This is a genomic window from Mycobacterium nebraskense (assembly GCF_002102255.1).
GTDB lineage: Bacteria > Actinomycetota > Actinomycetes > Mycobacteriales > Mycobacteriaceae > Mycobacterium > Mycobacterium nebraskense.
The window spans coordinates 19,755-36,084 of record NZ_LQPH01000110.1; the positions used below are offsets into that span (position 1 = coordinate 19,755).

A 16,330-nucleotide genomic window follows, 5' to 3' on the forward strand; every position below is an offset into this window, starting at 1 on the left:
GTGTTCAGCCGAGCGCTTGAAGCACGAGGCCGATCTCGTCGTTGGCCTGCGTTGGAGTCTGGTATCCCTCTCGGTCGCAGATCGCCTCAAGGTTGTCCTGGACCGCTTCGATATCGAGCGTCGGCGATGAGAAGCCCTTCGTCACACTGATGAAGATCTCGGCCACTCGCCCGCCCCCAACGGAGAAGATCCTCGACGTGAGATCGCAGGATTCATGGCAGAGATACGCGACGACCGGGGCGACCAGTGCCGGGTCCAGCTTCTTGGCGATCGGCCCGAGGAGTTCCTCGGTCATCCGGGTCCGCGCCATCGGCGCGATCGCGTTCACCTTGATGTTGTACTTCGCGCCTTCCTGGGCGAGCACCCGTGTGAAGCCGATGACCCCCATCTTCGCGGCCCCGTAGTTGGTCTGACCGAAGTTGCCGAAAATCCCGGCGGCGGAGGAGGTGTTGACGATCCGGCCGTAGCCCTGCTCGCGCATCCTGAGGAACGCCGGCTGGGTCACCCAGATGGTGCCGTAGAGATGGACATCGATCACCGGATCGAGTAGCTCCGGCGTGAGATTGTGGAAGGACTTGTCGCGCAGGATGCCCGCGTTGTTGACGACGATGTCGACCCGCCCGAAGGCGTCGAGAGCCGCCTGCACGATGGCCGCCCCACCTTCTCGGGTCGCCACGCTGTGACCATCGGCGACCGCGATACCGCCGGCGGCTTCGATCTCCTGAGCGACGGCCTCCGCCGCGGTCAGGTCCGCGCCGACGCCGGCGACGCTGCCGCCGAGATCGTTCACCAACACGCGCGCGCCGCGTGATGCAAGCAGCATCGCATGCTCCTTGCCGAGACCGTTTCCCGCCCCGGTCACGATGGCGACCCTCCCGTCGAAGCTAAGCTCAGCCACGCGATTTCCCTTCCATGCTGTCGCCCCGCAGGGCGATTTCTCTCTTATCGGATGTGTTGAATGACGTCACCGCCCGGCCTGCAGGATGTGGATGACACAGACCGAGCCCGCGCCCATCATGTGAGCAAGCCCGGTTCGAGCGCCTTCGACCTGCAGCGGGCCCGCCTCGCCCCGCAGCTGCCGTGTCACATCCCAGATCTGGGCCAGGCCGGTCGGCCCACCGGGATGACCGCGCCCGATCAGCCCGCCGTCGGTCGAGAACGGGATACGACCACCCAGGCTGGTCGCGCCCTCGGAGACGAGCTTGTCCCCCTCCCCAGCCGCGCACACCCCGAGCAGCTCGTAATACATCAGTTCCTCGATGGGGAATGCGTCGTGCACGTGGGCGAGGTCGAGGTCGGCCGGCCCGACACCGGCCTCGTCGTAGGCGGCCTTTGCCGTGGCCGCGGTGAGCTCGCCCGGACCGACGACCGCACCCATGAAAATGTGGCCGTCAACGAACTGCTCGGACTGCTGCTGGCTGGCGACCACCTTCACCAGCGGGCGTGAACCGGCCACGCGCTCTGCCGCCTCGCGGCTCGCGACGATCGCGGCCGCAGCCCCAGAGCCAGCGGCGCAGGCCATCTTCGAAGTGTGCGGGTAGGAAATCATGCGCGAGGCGAGGATCTCTTCGACGGTGACCTCATGGTCGGCCCGACGTTGCGCGTAGGGATTCAGCCGCGCATGGTTCCAATTCTTTGCCGCGATGGCGGCGAAGGTCTCGACCGTCGTGCCCACTTCGTGCATGCGACGTGTCGCCCACATGGCGAAAAACGCCGCCGGGAGGATCACCTGGCCAATGCCGGGCTTGCTGCCCCCGATAGCTCGAGTGGCGCGATTGAGGTCGTCAAACCCTAGCGCCATCGCGATATCGACGCTCCCCCCCGCCACCACCTGGACCGCCTCATGGAAGGCGCACGATCCGGTGGCCGACGCGTTCTCGACGTGGGTGATCGGGATGCCGGTAAGCCCGAGATCCTTCGCAAGGGTGACACCCGTGAGCAGACCGGCGCCGATGTAGCCGTTGTAGAGGTAGCCGACTTCATCGAAGCCGATGCCGGCGTCACCGAGCGCGTTGACACCGGCCCCGAAGCCCAAGTCGGCCGCGTTGGCGTCCGGCTGGCCGAACGGGGCCATCCCCACGCCGATCACATAGACGTCGCGGGCCATCACCGAGATGCCCCCCGTCGAGTAGGGCAAAAGCGGAACGAGCACAGCTCAGTGCCATCGGCATCGGTCATGAGGGGGTAGACCTCAAGCTGCATGGGCATGCCGATCTCCCAGTCGCCCATCTCGCCACGCAGGATGGATTGCACGCGCACGCCCTCCGGTAGGTCAACTTGGCCGACACCGTGCCCGTCGCCTGTGGAGCCGAACCGGGACTTGCCCATCCACGCCGACTCGACGTAGGTCCAGGCGTACAGTTCGCCGGTTGGTGACAGCAGGACATCCTCGACCGGGCCGCCCGTCAACGGACAGCGGCGGCGGCGGGGGAAGAAGTACTTGTCGGCAGCAGGGCTATAGGAACCGATCAACCGCGGCTGCTCATCGCCGTTGGGCATCGTGAAGTAGCCGTCCTCAAGTGGTCGACGCATCGTGTGTCGTCTCCTCCGGGTCGTGCGGTCAATGACTGGCCTCGCCGCCGCTTGGAGCGTTGCGCCATCGCGGATCTTTGAAGCGTGCCGAGATAGTGGCACCGGCGACGGCAACTAAGCTGGAGCAGTGTTGGTACTCGCAGTGCCGAATCGACTCCAGCGCAAAAATTCCGCGTTTTTACGCACTGGCGCCGATCTCGTCGAAGTCAGGCCGAACCGGCCAGCACCCTCGCGTCCTCGTCCGCGAAGGTGTCCTCCAGCTGCAGTGGCGAGTAGTCGAGGTCGATTTCCTCGGGCGGTCGCCCGCGGGCGCTGCTGATCGTGCTGAACCGGCGCATCCCCTTGTCGGTGGCATAGGTCCTCATCTCGTCGATTGACAGATTGAAGGGTATGTCGTCGCCATACAGTGCAGAACCCTCGTCGATCAGGCGCTGCCCCAGCGGAATGAGTTCGTTCATGCGCGTTTCGAACACCGTCCAATTGGTGTCGTCGGCAGCGACGTGGCGCCGGCAGGTGAAAGTGCCCCATGCCATGTGGCGTCGCTCGTCGTCGCCGATGTGCCGAATCAGCTGCTGCATGCCGGGAAGAATGCCGTGCTCCACGCAGATCTTGTGCCAGGCGTAGTAGCCGGTCAGCGCCAACATGCCCTCGATGATGTGGTTGTACGTCACCGAAGCGCGAACCTGGGCAGCCGGCGAGGGATCCACATAGAGCGTGTTGAGCGATTCGTGAAGTTCCTCGTCGAACAACTGCCGGTATGCCGGAGTTTGATCGAGGAAACTATGTAAGTCGTCGCGCACCCCGACGGCATCGAGCCACAAGCGGAACGCCTGGGTGTGTTTGGCTTCCTCGAACGCAAACTGCGTCAAGTACATCTCGTCGCCGAGCCGGCCTTCGGCCCGCATTGCGGCCATGAACGGCTGGATGTCCTGGGTGACTGCTTCCTCTCCGGCAATGAAGCCCGCGCACAATCGGGTGACGTACACGCGTTCGCGGTCGGAAAGCGCCTCCCAATCGGCGCTGTCGCGGGAGAAGTCGATATTGGCGGGGTCCCAGAGTTTGGCGATGCCGCCAGCGAACAGCCTGAGTGGCACGCTTTCCCAGTTCAGCCCGCCGGCACCCAGCGAATGGTAACGTGTGGTTGCCATGTAACCTCCTTAATTATTCGGCTGCATTGCCGGGTCTAGCGAACCTTGGTCGCTAGACGAATTCCACGATGTTGTAGTCACCGGCGGTGTAACATGCCCGAAGCACTTTCTTGTCGTATTTACCGACGCTGGTTCGCGGGATTTCGGGGACGAAGGCCCAGCGCTCCGGGATCCACCACGTAGCGACTTTGCCGTCTAAGAAGGCACGTAGCTCATCTGGCGTGATATCGGCGCCGGGTTTGACCACCACTAGAGCGAGTGGACGCTCCTGCCACTTCTCGTCGGGCACACCGATGACCGCGGCTTCATGTACCCCGGAATGGGCGATCAGCAAATTCTCCAATTCGACCGACGAAATCCACTCCCCGCCGGACTTGATGACGTCTTTGGCACGGTCGGTCAGCGTCAAGAAGCCATGCTCGTCGACGTGGCCGACATCGCCAGTGCGCAGCCACCCCTGGTCGAACTTGTCGGCGTCGTCGTCGCGAAAATAAGAGCCAGTTACCCACGGCCCGCGGGCTTGGATCTCGCCGACCGCTTCTCCGTTGCACGGCAGGGTGCGATCCTGGTCGTTGCGCAGCCGGATTTCCACGCCGCATATCGGGCGGCCCTGGGTGGCACGCAGCGCCCACTGTTGGTCTTCGTCGAGCCCAGTCGGCGGTTTGGCCACCGTGGCCAGCGGCGAGGTTTCGGTCATTCCCCACGCCTGCACGATCGGTACGCCGTGGTCGCGTTCGAAGCCGCGCATCAGTGACACCGGTACCGCCGATCCGCCGCACGCGACCAGACGCAGCGACGAGATGTCATGACCGGGCTCGCAGCCCAGGAAGTGCCGGACGTCATTCCAGATTGTGGGCACCGCACCGGCCACGGTCGGGCGGGTGTCCTCGATGATGGCCACCAGCGCTCCAGGTTGTAGCCATCGGTGCGGGAGTACCAGTTCGGCCCCCGCCATCAGCGCGGCATAGATAAGGCCCCACGCATTGGCTTGAAACATCGGCACGATAGCCAAGATGCGGTCGGCTTCAGCGATGCCCAACCCGTTGCCAGTGCAGACGGCCAGTGAATGCAGGTAGGTGGATCGGTGGCTGTAGACCACGCCCTTGGGGTTTCCGGTGGTGCCGCTGGTGTAGCACATCGCCGAGGCCGACGTCTCATCGAGTTCAGGCCAGTCGAACTCGGTGGGATGTGTCGAGATCAGGTCTTCGTACGAAACGACGGCCTTGCCGGCCGCCCGTAGCGGCTCGGGATCGCCCTCACCGACCGCAATCACCGTGTGCACCGACGATATGGCCGGCAAAGAACGCGCAAGTAGCGGCGCTAACGACATGTCGACGATGACGATGTTGTCGTCGGCGTGGTTGGCGATGTAGCCAAGCTGCTCGGCGGTAAGACGAATATTGAGCGTGTGCAACACCGCGCCCATCGACGGCACCGCACAATAGGCCTCCAAGTGTTCCTGGTTGCTCCACTGGAAGGTAGCCACACGCTGATCGCCGGTGACGCCAAGGTCATGCAGCGCATTAGCTAACTGACCGACCCGCCGGCCGACCTCGCCGTAGGTCGCGGCCCGGTAGCCCGACTCGGTCGGTGTGACGACGCGGCGGTCGGCGTGAATGGAGTTGGCATGCTTGACGATCGATGTCACAGAAAGCGGAACGTCTTGCATAGTGCTTTGCATAGCGTGGATCCCTTGCCCGTCATTCCCGGATACTGACGGCCGTCGACCGGGCAACTGGCTGCTCCCGAATACCCCGGACAGACGGTATTACCAATCTTTTACAAAGATCGACCAATTGTCAATAGTCCGGCGTGCCTCACTGAGTTTGAGCGCGTGGCCGGCGGTGGTGCCTCACCTATTTTGAGCGCGTGGCCCGGAAGGCCTGCCCGATGTGGAAGGCAAGATCGACATGGCTGCGAGGCGGCAGGTAGCGAACAAACTGCGAGGTCAGTACCGCAAGGCGTTGAAGGCGGACAAGAGCAAGATTTTGGATCGGGTGGTGTCCACCACGGGGATGGGCCGCTCGACGGCTCGGCGGATGCTGACCGGCCCGAGGCTGCCGGACCCGGCCGAGCAGGTTGACAGGCGTACGTTGCGGCCGCGGGGCTTCAGCGACGACGCCAGGGCACTGCTGGAGTATGTGTGGGCCTTGATGGGCATGCCGTGCGGCAAGTACCTGGTGGTCATGGTGGGTCTGTGGCTGCCGCTGCTGGCTGAATCCGGTGATCTTGACAGGCCGTTCGCCACCGAGGCGGCATCAGCGGAGCTGAAGGCGATGAGCGCGGCCACCCTGGACCGCTACCTGAAACCGGCCCTGGGACAGGATGCGCATCAAGGGCATCTCGACGACCAAACCGTCGCCGCTGCTGCGTAACTCGATCGCCATCCGTACCTGCGCCGATGAGGCACCTGAGGCCCCGAGGGTGATCGAGGCCGATACCGTGGCGCACTGCGGCCCGACATTGATCGGCGAGTTCGCCCGCACGCTGACGATGACCGACCTGGTGATCGGCTGGACCGAGAACTTCTCGATCCGCAACAACGCCTCGAAGTGGATCACGGCCGGCATCGACGAGCTGCAACAGCGGTTCCCGTTCGATCTGGTGATTTTCGCTTTGGACTGCGGCGGTGAGTTCATCAATCACGAGGTCGCCGCCTGGCTGCAGACCCGCGACATCGCCCAGACCCACTCGCGGCCGTACCAGAAGAACGACCAAGCGCACGTGGAGTCAAAAAACAACCACGTGGTGCGCAAACACGCGTTCTACTGGCGCTACGACACCTCCGAGGAGCTGGAGCTGCTCAACCGGCTGTGGAAGCTGGTGTCGCTGCGGTGCAACTTCTTCACCCCGACGAAAAAGCCCATCGGCTACAGCACCACCGCGGCCAGTCGCCGCACGCGCATCTACGACACGCCGGCCACGCCGTGGCAACGTCTGCAGGAATCGGGAATACTTGATGCGCAACAGCTTTCGCATGTGTCCGCCCGAATCGAGGGCATCAACCCGGCCGATTTGACCCGGCAGATCAACACCATCCAAATGCAGCTACTGGACCTGGCCAAGACCAAGACCGACGCCCTTGCCGCCGCCCGCCACATCGACCTGGAAGCATTGCAACCGTCAATCGACCGATTGGCCAAGGCGAAGTAGTGCAAGCCCCCACGCGCTCACCATGCGTGAGGCACCAGCCCACGCTTCGCGCTCACTTTTTGGTGAGGCACCTCGATCGCCACCACCATGCCCTTCCCGATCCTGGGCTTTCGATAACGGCAGCGAGTTCATCAACCACCACCTGCTGGCTTGGTGCGAGCGGCGCCAGATCACCTTCACCCGCTCGCGGCCCGGAAACAAAAACGACGGCTGCCACGTCGAGCAGAAGAACTGGGCGATCGTGCGCACCGTGGTCGGCTACCACCGTTACGACACAAAGGCACTGTTGCTCAACAAGATCTGGTCCCTGCAATCGAAACTGAGGATGGGGACTGTCTGAACAGCGGTGGATCTGACCTTGGTCTGACACGCCGAGCGTGAGCTTGGCGGGAAGGACTGATGATGTCCGAAACACTCGAGCCCATGGCTACCGAGGTGGATCAAAAGCAGCTCGCTGAACAACTATTGGCCCAGGCCAAGGAGCAGGGCGTGGAGCTGGTCGGCCCGAACGGGCTACTCAACCAGATCACCAAGAATGTATTGGAGACCGCGCTGGACGCAGAGATGGCCGAGCACCTCGGCTATGACAAGCACGACCCGGTCGGACGTGGCAGCGGCAACGCCCGCAACGGCACCCGGGCCAAGACGGTGTTCACCGAGATCGGACCGGTCGAGATCGAGGTGCCGCGCGATACCAACAGCTCGTTCGATCCGCAGATCGTCAAGAAGCGCCAACGTCGGCTGACCGGCATCGACGAGATCGTGTTGTCGTTGACCGCTAAAGGATTAACGACCGGCGAAGTGGCCGCGCACTTCGCCGACGGGTCCATCCGGAATTCGGTGTAAGTGGCGTTTCCCTATCCTCGGTTGAGGTCGGGCATTCTGTTGGCGAATGTTACTGCGAACGCGTTCAAAGCGGGCTTCCAGCGGACCGCCCAGCGTTGCTGGCCGGTGCCCTTGGGATCGAGGGAGCGAGTCACCATATACAGGCACTTCAGCGCCGCGGCCTCCGAGGGGAAATGGCCGCGAGCCTTGATCGCCCGTCGGTAGCGGGCGTTGAGTGACTCGATTGTTATCTGGAGTTCTGGCCGCGGTAGCTGTTGTGACCTGCAGGTTTGTGTCGTGGAGGGTGTCCATGACGCGGTTGGAGATGGATATCGCTTGGCGGTTAGCACGGCCCGATTGTTACCGAATCGCGATGCGTCGGTTCATGATGTCGGCCGGTGTCGTCGCGGAGTTGGCCAAGGGCGCACGCCAGTTGGCGGCGTAGCCGCCGGTTCTCGTCGGCGAGTTCGCGGTTGCGGCGGTTGGCGATTTCGAGGCGCTGCCGCGGGGAGTCGTCGCTGGCGCGTTGTCGGGCGGGTAACGGTGTGCTTGGCTCGGGTCGGTGTTGGGTGCGGAGCCGGCGGATCTCGTCTTTGAGGTCGGTTTGGGTGTAGATCCACGAGCGGGAGACACCGGCGTGGCGGGCGACGGATTCGAAGGTGAGCAGGGCGCCGGTCCGGTCGAGTTCGTGCATCGCAGCGATGGCCTTGGCGCGGGTGTGTTCGTGCCGCTGCTGGGCGGCGTGGATGAGGTGGATGCTGTTGTCAGCCGGCATGTTTGGCCTTCCCTGGTTGTGGATCGTTGAGGGCGGTGATGATGTTGTCCAGGTTGTGCAGGATTTGGTGGTTCATCTCGGCCAGACGTTGTTGTCCGCGGGCTTGGGCGGCGGTGATCAGCTGCAGGCTCTGTTGCCGCTGCTGGTGGTGCTGGGGCAGGAACTCGGCGGTGGTGAGGAACATCGGACAGGTCAGACAGGCGTTGGCGTGCGGGCAGCTCTGCTGCACCGGCAGTCCGCAGTAGCCGTTGGGTAGGGCCTGGGTGGCTCGGCCGAGGCGCTGTTTGGCCCAGGCGGCCGCGGCGATCGGACCGGACGGGTCGAAAATGATTGTGGTGCGGTGGATGTCGACCTTGCGGGCCGCCTCCCACTGGCGGCGCACGGTGGTGTCGTGCAGGCGGGCGTAATGCCCGGTCATCTGCGCGGAGTCGTGGTCCAGGATGCGTCGCACGACCTCTTGTGGGACGTCGCGGTTGATCAGCCGGGTGCCCAGGGTGTGGCGCCACTGGTGCGGGGTTAGGTGCACCGGCTGGCCGTGCTCGTCACGGATGTCGCAGACGGACAGCCAGCGCAACAGCGCCATCCGGTAGGTGGGGCTGGCGATCGGGTGGGTGCCGTCAATGTTCTTCGTCGGCCGTGGGAACAACACCGGCGTGCCTGCCGGCCAACGCTGGGCGGTGCGGTTGCGATGTTCGGCGGTGAGCTCGCGCAACTGCACGTCGATGGGCACCAACGCGTCGCGTTTCATCTTGTGGTTGAGGTAGCGCAGATACGGAGCACCTTCGGCGTCGGCGACCACACAATCGCGGCGCAGCCGTAGCGCATCGGTGATCCGTAGCCCGCAACGCATCAAGATGATCGTGATCAACCGGTGGGCAGGATCGGTGAATCGGGCGAGGTTGTCGGGATCCTCGAGCTGAGCCATGACCTGTTCGGCCAGTGCCCGAGGCAACCGTTCGTCGCGTTTCGGGTAGTCCTCGGCGAAGAACATCGCGTCTGCGGGAAGGTCTGTGTCCCAACGGTGTTGGCGAACGGCGGCGAAGAACCGGTTGAGCAGCCCGATATGGGTCCCGCGACGTTGGGCACCGATGGAGTCGCCGCGCAGGTTGGCCAGATAGCGCTCCAGCACCGGCCGGTCGATCCGGTCGATGCTCTCGACGCCGATGTCGGCGAGGAACCCGGCGAAGCGGGTGAGCACAACGACCGGCCTGCCGCCGCCGGCTTCCAGGCCCAATCCGGTCGACAGCCGCCACCGGGCCCACCGCTTGGCCAGATCCCGCAGCCACGGCTGCGGAATACCGCCGAACCGCAGCGTGCGGTCTCCGTCGTAGCCGAGCCGGCGCATGCGCCAGACATCGCGCGGGTATTCGGCGTCCCAGCCGCCGGCTTCGGCCAGGTCGGCGATCACCCGGGATGCGTAGCTGAGGAACCCACGGGAGCGAGTGTCATTGATCGTCGACCGAGCCCAGTCGTGCCAGATGTCCTCGTCGTGGTTGAGCAGGGAGCCCACGCCTATTGCGGCCAGTGCCTTCACGACGCGCATGACCACGTCCGGGGTCAGCTTGCCCTGCCGATCGTCGTGACGGCGTTGCAGCACGTACTGCAGTTCCAGCTTCAGCTGACCGGTCAGCCGGTCGAGCCGGATCTGCTCGCTGGCCAGCGGGGTTTCGGCGGCGAAGCGGTCGGCGAACTCGTCAATGTCGGGTCTGCCGTTGACCCTTCCAGGTATTGGTGTGGGTTTGGCAGAACGCAGACGTGCCCTGCGGCCAGAGCTCGCAATGCGGGATGCGGCAGGTCGCGCCCGGCGCTGGCTGCTTGAACGGCTGTGGTTCGGCCAGCCATCCCGCCAGGCTGGGGCGCCCGGCTCGTTCCCATCGTTGCGCGTGCAGCCCGCACATGCCGCCACGGGCAGAGCCGTAACCGCAACCGGGCACCCGGCAGCGCTGGTTGGGTTGTCGCCGCCGCCACCGCGGATCGGTCGACACGGCGAACCGCTCCAGCGACGGACGCCCCTCTTCATGCCACCGTTGCCGATGTCCTTCACACAGGCCGCGTCCACGGGCGGTTCGCTCGCACCCCTCAACCCGGCACTCGGCTCCACCAAACACCGGATCCTCGGGCCCGAATTCCAGTACATTGCTGCGGAATTCGTTGCGGACCTCGGCCATCAGCTTGCCCAGCAGCCCCGACGGGCCGGCAGGCTTGAGCGACGGCGCCCTCACAGCCGCACCTGCCCATCGGTGAACCAACCGGCCTGTTCCATGACCCGCCGAGCGTCCTCCACGGTGAGGTGCCCATACGTCGTGGTCGTCGTCGCCACGTGCGCATGTCCGAGCAGATGCGCGACCACCTCGATGCTGACTCCGTCGCGCAGCAGCCGGGTTGCGGCCGTGTGTCGCAGCCAGTGCGGGTCGAAGTCGATCCCGGTCCGCCGGCGCAGCCGCCGCACCAGGTCATAGACCGCGGCGTAGGTCAGCGGATGCCCCTGCGGACGGCCCCACAGGTTGACGAACACATAGTCGCTGTCCAGATCGCCGTACTCAGTGTGAAGGTAGTCGGCGAACAATCGGATCAACGCGCTGCTGACCGGGATCGTGCGGACGGTCTGTGACTTGGCGCGCGCGCCATTGGCGTTGTCGCGTCGCCGCACCGTTACTTCATGCTCAGCGGAGGCGATGTCGTTGTGCCGCAAACCAAGTACCTCGCCGATCCGCATCCCTTCTCCGGGGTTTCCTGACCTGTTGCGGGACGTTGCTCGATCTACATGATCGGGCGGGTTGCTCGGCGTTTCTCCGGGGGTGTGGTGCTCGTGGCTGGTAGTTGTTTGTGACTGTCGGCCCGAAAGTGAGAGCCCATGCGAGTATTCCCGGTGAGTTTGCCGTCCGGGCAACGGTATTGGACGGTGCTGGATGAGGACCTGCAGGTGGTTGATGTCGCCGATGCGTATCTGCGGCATCTGCGGTTCGGCCACGACGCGGCCGAGTCCACGACGAAGGCGTATGCGCATTCGATCGCGTTGTTCCTGCGCTGGTGTGCCCGGTCGGGCCGGTCCTGGCAGGCCGGTGTGGAGGGTTTCGCGTTGTTCATGACGTGGCTGGCTCACGCCCGGTCATCGGTCGATGACGCCGCGAGCGTGGTGGTGGCCGGACCTGGCGCTGCTGCGGTGCGGGGCCCGTCGCGGATCAACGGGGTGCTGACCGCGGTGCGGGGCATGGTGGTGCACGCGGTGGCGACCGGCCACGGCGCGGCGGGGCTGGTGTCGATGCTGTATGAGGTCGCCGATGACCGGGACCTGCCGGCGGAGGCCCGCGGCGAGGACGGGCGGATGGCGTGGCGGATGCGGGCCCGGCATCGGCTGCGGGAACCGGAGACGACGATCGATCGGGCCAGCGACGAGCAGATCGTCGCGCTGCTGCGGGCGTGCCGGTCGGCGCGGGACCGATTGATCGTGTTGTTGATGGCGCGGGGCGGGTTGCGCCGCGGGGAGGTGTGCGGGCTGCGGCGCAGCGATGTGCACCTGCTGGTGGACTCGCGGCGGCTGGGCTGCGATGTCGAGCGCGCGCATCTGCATGTGGTGCGCCGAGACGACAACCCGAACCAGGCCTGGGCCAAGTCGCGGCGGGAGCGGGTGGTGCCGCTGGATTTCCTTGTGGTGCAACTGTTCGACGTCTACGAGTTCGAACGCATGCGTGTCACCGGCGCCGCCGACAGTGACTTCGTGTTCGTTAACCTGTTCCGCGGCAGGATCGGTGCGCCGATGCGGCCGGATGCGATCGGCGAGTTGATGGCCGCGGCGTCCCGGCGGGCCGGACTCGACGTCGCGGTGCGGCCCCACCAGTTGCGACATGCCTTCGGCAGCAACGTTGTTGATGCCGGGGCCGGGATCGATGTGGTCGCCGACCTGATGGGCCACGCCGCGGTGTCCTCGTCGCAGGTTTACCTGCATCCGGACTCCTCCCGGCTGCGGGCCGCCGTGGATGCGGTGCCCAGTCCCCGCGAGCAGGCCCAGGTGACCCGGTGACCGCCGTGGGGCTGGCTGAAAGAATCGCGGTCGAGCAGGACTGCGGCGAGTCCCCGCACGTGTTGGACGGGGTCGTGGTGATCGGCACGGCCGCGCGGCTGGCGAGGATGCTCGACCGCAGGTTCTTGGACGAGGCGGGGTGGGATCCGCGGACCAGGGTGTTGTCGTTGCTCGCGGAGCATCGATTGTTGGGCCGGACGGTGTGCCGGGCCGAGGGATGCCAGAACACCGTGCAATCCGGTCTCACGGTGTGTCATCGGTGCTGCACGCGCCTGACTCGGCGGGGAATGAACACGGCCGAGATCGCCGCTGCCGCATGCCTGCCCGCCGAACCCGCGTCCGCGACGCGGTGCGCGGTGCCGGGATGCCGGTGTGTGCCGACGGTGCGGCACGCGGTGTTGTGCGAGCCGCACGCCAAGAAGTTCCGCCTGCGGCGACCGCCGGTGTCGATGCAGCAGTTCCTGGCCGACCCGCGAGTGCGGCCGTTGCCGCCGATGCCCGCGTGCGCGGTGGCCGCGTGCACCCGGCCCGCCGACAGCGCGCGCGGCTACTGCAACACCCACTACCAGCGCTGGCGTAGCGCGCTCGGTACCAACCCTGAGTTCGATTCGCATCGGTGGCAAGCCCAGGAATCGGGTGTGGCCGAGTGCGGGCGGGTGAACCTGCGCGCGCTGCCGGTGCTGGTGGTGGTCGAGGTGCTGTTCGGCGTTCAGCAGCGCGTCCGGGGCGGGGCGAAGATCACCGAGGTAGAGCTGCGGGTGCTCTGCGACGGGCTGCGCCGGCGACAGGCCGCCTCGATCACCACCGACCGGGCCGAGATCACCCGCAACAAGTCCGTGCGGTCGCTGCGGAGCGCCCTGACCCAGCACGTCCGGCGGGCTCTGGCCGATCCCGGCAGCGAACAGGCAAAGGACACATGGGATCTCGCGGTCTTCGGCCATCGCGGGTCTTTGTCGTTCACCGGGATCGGCCAGGCCTGGCTGGCCCAGTCCGTCAAGCGGTGGGCAGCAGAACAACTCCCGCGCCACCGAGGTCGCGGCGCCGCGAGAGTGCGCGGCAAGATCAACGCGCTGCGGCTGCTGTCGGAGTTCCTCGGCCGCAGACCCGATGGTGGACTCGTCGCTTCGGCGTTGGGCCGCAGCGACATCGAGGATTTCCTCAACCGACTCGCTTATCTGGAGTCCGTCGGCGAGATCAGCCGATACCGGCGCAACGGCATCTGCCGTGACATGCGCGAGGTGCTGGCCGGGATCCGCGCCCTCGGCCTGACCCGGCCGGGGCAGACAGCCGCCGGACTGGCCGGCGATTTCGCCATCGAGCGCGGCGATATCCCCGCCGAACCCGAACGCGGCGAACCCGGCCGCGACCTGCCACCGGAGGTCCTGGCCATCCTGTGCGCCCACCTCGATGCCCTCGAACCCGTCGAGGTGCGGGTCGCCACCCAGATCGGCATCGACACCGGGCGCCGGCCCGAGGACATTCTCGCCTTGCCGTTGAACTGCCTGCACCGCGACAAGGACGGATCGGCGGTGCTGGTTTACGACAACGCCAAGGCCAACCGTCTCGGACGGCGTGTGCCGATCGGCGAAGCTACCGCGAAAGTCATTGCCGCTCAGCAGGACCGGGTGCGGGCGATGTTTCCTCACACCCCGCCCGCAGAACTGACACTGCTGCCCACACCACGCCGCAACCCCGAGGGGCGAAAGCCGATCAGCATCGATACGCTCGACAACCGGCACCGCGAGTGGATCTCGACCCTGCCCGTGTTGCGCACCCGCGACGGGGTCGAGGTCGACAAGACCAAGGTCACGCCCTATGCCTATCGGCATTGTTATGCCCAACGTCACGCGGATGCCGGGGTGCCGATCGACGTTCTGGCCGAATTGCTCGATCACCGTAGCTATTCCATGACCCGGCGCTACTACCGCATCGGCGAGGACCGTCGCCGCGACGCCGTCGACACCGTCACCGCGCTCAGTTTCGACCGGCACGGCAACCGGATCTGGCGTGACGCGCGCATGCTGCTGGAATCCGAACGCGCCCGCCACGCCGTCGGCGAGGTCGCCGTCCCCTACGGCACCTGCACCGAACCCACCAACGTCAAGGCCGGCGGCGGGGCCTGCCCGGTCCGGTTCCGCTGCGTGGGCTGCGATCACTTCCGCACCAACATCGCGTTCCTGCCCGACCTGCAGGCCTACCTCGATGATCTGCTACGCACCCGGGAACGGCTGGCCGCCACCATCGACGGGGTCGATGACTGGGCCCGCGCCGATGCCACCCCCACCGACGAGGAGATCACCCGCATCCGGCGGCTGATCAACCGCATCAAAGCAGACGTCGCCGACCTCAACGAGACCGAGCAAGCCCGCATCGACGACGCGATCGCTATCGTGCGCCGTCACCGCGCGGCCCACACCGTCCCGCTGGGCATGCCCAGCCTCACCCCACCCGCACCGACAACCATCGCCTCGGAGGCCACCGCATGACCACCACCGCTACCACGTCGAATCACACACCCGCACAATCCGTCTCGTCGACAACACGCACCCGATCGATGCTTGACGGCCGGCGCGACGACTCGATGCGCCGACGCCGGCGCGTGCTGGCCGCGATCGACCAAGCCGCCGCCGCCGGCGACCGGCTCAGCGCCACCGCGATCGCCCGCGCCGCCGCCGTTGACCGCACATTCCTCTACCGACACCCCGACCTGCTCGAGAAAATCCATGCGCTGCAAGCAGATCCAGTCCCGAGTGAGCACACCGGCCCTGGGGTCACCCGAGCCTCACTGCAGGCCGATCTGCTCGCTGCCCACGAACGCGCCGCCCGGCTCGGCGCGCGCATCCAGCAGCTGGAGAAGCGGCTGTCCGAAGCGCTCGGTGAACAGACGTGGCGCGAGTCCGGGCTCGGCGCCCGCACCGATATCGACGCCCTCCACCAGCGCATCAGCCAGCTCGAGCAGCACAACCTCGACCTTAAGCAACAACTCGACGAACGCGAGGAAGACCTCGCCGCAGCCCGGGCGGCCAACCGCGAACTCATGGCCCGACTCAACACACCAACCCGGCTGCGATGACACGCGCGAGTCTGCTTGCACCACACCTGTTGCGGTGGATAGCATCTCCGACATCAGCTTCTGAGCTGCACAAACTCAGAGAATCACGCTGGCGCACGGGGGCCGAGCCCTGGAGAACATCCCGGTGTCGTAGAGCACGGCGAAGAGCAATCGGTCCCGCAACCGGCCGCAGCCGTCCAGGATCGCCTGCACCTCGTCCGGCGACAGCACCCGCGGCAGCTTCTTCGGCGTCTTCAACGCGATCACCCGCCTCGACCTCGGCGTGCCCTTGCTGATGTGGTGCAGGAACGGCTTCCAACCGCCGCGCGCGCCGCCGACCTGCCACGAGGTCAGCAGCTCACCGACATCCACCCCATCTCGTGCAGCGTGGGTGTAAAACGCCCCGACGGCCGAAAGTTTGCGGTTTACAGTCGATTCCGTGCAATGATGCGGCACCGACGGCAACACCGCGACCTGCCCATGCCGGGCCTGCAGCGGAAGCCGCAGCCAGGCCACGAACTCACCGAGATCGTCGAGCCGAACGCCCCGCCAGTCCAGACCACGCTCGGCGAGAAAACCGAACCAGTCCTTGAGATCGTGCGCGTATGCCTTGACCGTGTTCGGTGATCGCTCGATGTCGGTCAGATACGCCAGATACCGGTCGACCGGCGCTACCGGAGCATCGTCGTCGCCGAGAACGGTCCACGACTCACGCAACGAGACCGGCGAGATAACTCGTGCAATCTGAGTTGCGTCCAGCAGAGTGGTGTACGAGCCGGTGATGACCGGCGTGTCGTAGCCGGATGAATGAAGGTCATCGCGTG

Annotated in this window: 13 protein-coding genes and 5 pseudogenes; 7 read left to right on the forward strand and 11 right to left on the reverse strand. The window is 65.8% G+C overall.

The features are described 5' to 3' along the window. Positions 1 to 4 precede the first annotated feature (4 nt). The 5 genes from AWC17_RS12855 to AWC17_RS12875 all read right to left on the reverse strand — a co-directional run bounded on the left by AWC17_RS12855 (position 5) and on the right by AWC17_RS12875 (position 5,361). Positions 5 to 898, reverse strand: coding sequence for an SDR family oxidoreductase (locus AWC17_RS12855; RefSeq protein WP_007168453.1), 894 nt, complete (start codon positions 896 to 898; stop codon positions 5 to 7). 66 nt (positions 899 to 964) lie between these two features. Then, the gene (locus AWC17_RS12860; RefSeq protein WP_007168452.1) at positions 965 to 2,152 is read right to left on the reverse strand and encodes a thiolase family protein; all 1,188 of its coding nucleotides are present in this window, start codon (positions 2,150 to 2,152) and stop codon (positions 965 to 967) included. Beyond that, on the reverse strand, positions 2,107 to 2,532 hold the full coding sequence (locus tag AWC17_RS12865; protein ID WP_007168451.1) for a Zn-ribbon domain-containing OB-fold protein: 426 nt from the start codon (positions 2,530 to 2,532) through the stop codon (positions 2,107 to 2,109). The genes AWC17_RS12860 and AWC17_RS12865 overlap by 46 nt, the downstream gene beginning before the upstream one ends. Before the next feature lie 206 nt (positions 2,533 to 2,738). Further along, entirely contained in the window at positions 2,739 to 3,680 is a 942-nt protein-coding gene (locus AWC17_RS12870) for a R2-like ligand-binding oxidase (protein WP_007168450.1), read from the reverse strand. A 52-nt stretch (positions 3,681 to 3,732) separates the two neighbouring features. After that, positions 3,733 to 5,361, reverse strand: coding sequence for a long-chain fatty acid--CoA ligase (locus AWC17_RS12875; protein ID WP_007168449.1), 1,629 nt, complete (start codon positions 5,359 to 5,361; stop codon positions 3,733 to 3,735). Between the two features lie 334 nt (positions 5,362 to 5,695). Between AWC17_RS12875 and AWC17_RS33465 the strand changes: the two are divergent. The 4 genes and pseudogenes from AWC17_RS33465 to AWC17_RS12890 form a co-directional block, all read left to right on the forward strand. Then, positions 5,696 to 5,980 (forward strand): annotated as a pseudogene (locus tag AWC17_RS33465) (integrase catalytic domain-containing protein); the annotation flags it as partial. Between the two features lie 25 nt (positions 5,981 to 6,005). Further along, positions 6,006 to 6,833: an integrase catalytic domain-containing protein gene (locus AWC17_RS12880; protein ID WP_224112851.1), complete on the forward strand. Its 828-nt coding sequence runs from the start codon at positions 6,006 to 6,008 to the stop codon at positions 6,831 to 6,833. A gap of 112 nt (positions 6,834 to 6,945) precedes the next feature. Continuing rightward, positions 6,946 to 7,113, forward strand: a pseudogene (locus AWC17_RS12885) (integrase); the annotation flags it as partial. A 143-nt stretch (positions 7,114 to 7,256) separates the two neighbouring features. Next, positions 7,257 to 7,655: pseudogene (locus AWC17_RS12890) on the forward strand (transposase); the annotation flags it as partial. 35 nt (positions 7,656 to 7,690) lie between these two features. Here AWC17_RS12890 and AWC17_RS12895 read toward each other — a convergent pair. The 5 genes and pseudogenes from AWC17_RS12895 to AWC17_RS12910 all read right to left on the reverse strand — a co-directional run. Next, a complete protein-coding gene (locus AWC17_RS12895) occupies positions 7,691 to 8,008 on the reverse strand; it encodes a transposase (RefSeq protein WP_075630241.1) in 318 nt (105 codons plus the stop codon). Beyond that, positions 8,002 to 8,433, reverse strand: coding sequence for a DUF6262 family protein (locus tag AWC17_RS12900; RefSeq protein WP_007168443.1), 432 nt, complete (start codon positions 8,431 to 8,433; stop codon positions 8,002 to 8,004). Before AWC17_RS12900 ends, AWC17_RS12895 begins: the two co-directional genes overlap by 7 nt. Next, a complete protein-coding gene (locus AWC17_RS12905) occupies positions 8,423 to 10,030 on the reverse strand; it encodes a tyrosine-type recombinase/integrase (RefSeq protein ID WP_224112850.1) in 1,608 nt (535 codons plus the stop codon). The genes AWC17_RS12900 and AWC17_RS12905 overlap by 11 nt, the downstream gene beginning before the upstream one ends. A gap of 97 nt (positions 10,031 to 10,127) precedes the next feature. Further along, positions 10,128 to 10,655: a hypothetical protein gene (locus AWC17_RS33470; RefSeq protein WP_224112849.1), complete on the reverse strand. Its 528-nt coding sequence runs from the start codon at positions 10,653 to 10,655 to the stop codon at positions 10,128 to 10,130. Further along, a pseudogene (locus AWC17_RS12910) lies at positions 10,652 to 11,152 on the reverse strand (tyrosine-type recombinase/integrase); the annotation flags it as partial. The pseudogene AWC17_RS12910 and the gene AWC17_RS33470, both read right to left, overlap by 4 nt. A 135-nt stretch (positions 11,153 to 11,287) precedes the next feature. On the opposite strand from AWC17_RS12910, the gene AWC17_RS12915 reads away from it, so the two are divergent. The 3 genes from AWC17_RS12915 to AWC17_RS12925 are packed head-to-tail and all read left to right on the forward strand — an operon-like array spanning position 11,288 to position 15,527. Next, the gene (locus AWC17_RS12915; protein WP_007168437.1) at positions 11,288 to 12,454 is read left to right on the forward strand and encodes a tyrosine-type recombinase/integrase; all 1,167 of its coding nucleotides are present in this window, start codon (positions 11,288 to 11,290) and stop codon (positions 12,452 to 12,454) included. After that, positions 12,451 to 14,940 carry a tyrosine-type recombinase/integrase gene (locus tag AWC17_RS33830; RefSeq protein ID WP_007168436.1) on the forward strand — a complete coding sequence of 830 codons (2,490 nt, stop codon included), beginning with the start codon at positions 12,451 to 12,453 and terminating at the stop codon, positions 14,938 to 14,940. The genes AWC17_RS12915 and AWC17_RS33830 overlap by 4 nt, the downstream gene beginning before the upstream one ends. Next, a complete protein-coding gene (locus AWC17_RS12925; protein WP_101930903.1) occupies positions 14,937 to 15,527 on the forward strand; it encodes a hypothetical protein in 591 nt (196 codons plus the stop codon). The genes AWC17_RS33830 and AWC17_RS12925 overlap by 4 nt, the downstream gene beginning before the upstream one ends. Positions 15,528 to 15,644: 117 nt before the next feature. Here AWC17_RS12925 and AWC17_RS12930 read toward each other — a convergent pair. Then, positions 15,645 to 16,223 (reverse strand): annotated as a pseudogene (locus tag AWC17_RS12930) (tyrosine-type recombinase/integrase); the annotation flags it as partial. Positions 16,224 to 16,330 lie beyond the last annotated feature (107 nt).

Bases quoted from the DNA above. Each gene is read 5' to 3' on its own strand.
- AWC17_RS12865 (WP_007168451.1), bottom strand. From the start codon at position 2,532: ATGCGTCGACCACTTGAGGACGGCTACTTCACGATGCCCAACGGCGAT.
- AWC17_RS12870 (WP_007168450.1), bottom strand. From the start codon at position 3,680: ATGGCAACCACACGTTACCATTCGCTGGGTGCCGGCGGGCTGAACTGG.
- AWC17_RS12875 (WP_007168449.1), bottom strand. From the start codon at position 5,361: ATGCAAAGCACTATGCAAGACGTTCCGCTTTCTGTGACATCGATCGTC.
- AWC17_RS12880 (WP_224112851.1), top strand. From the start codon at position 6,006: ATGCGCATCAAGGGCATCTCGACGACCAAACCGTCGCCGCTGCTGCGT.
- AWC17_RS12900 (WP_007168443.1), bottom strand. From the start codon at position 8,433: ATGCCGGCTGACAACAGCATCCACCTCATCCACGCCGCCCAGCAGCGG.
- AWC17_RS12915 (WP_007168437.1), top strand. From the start codon at position 11,288: ATGCGAGTATTCCCGGTGAGTTTGCCGTCCGGGCAACGGTATTGGACG.
- AWC17_RS12925 (WP_101930903.1), top strand. From the start codon at position 14,937: ATGACCACCACCGCTACCACGTCGAATCACACACCCGCACAATCCGTC.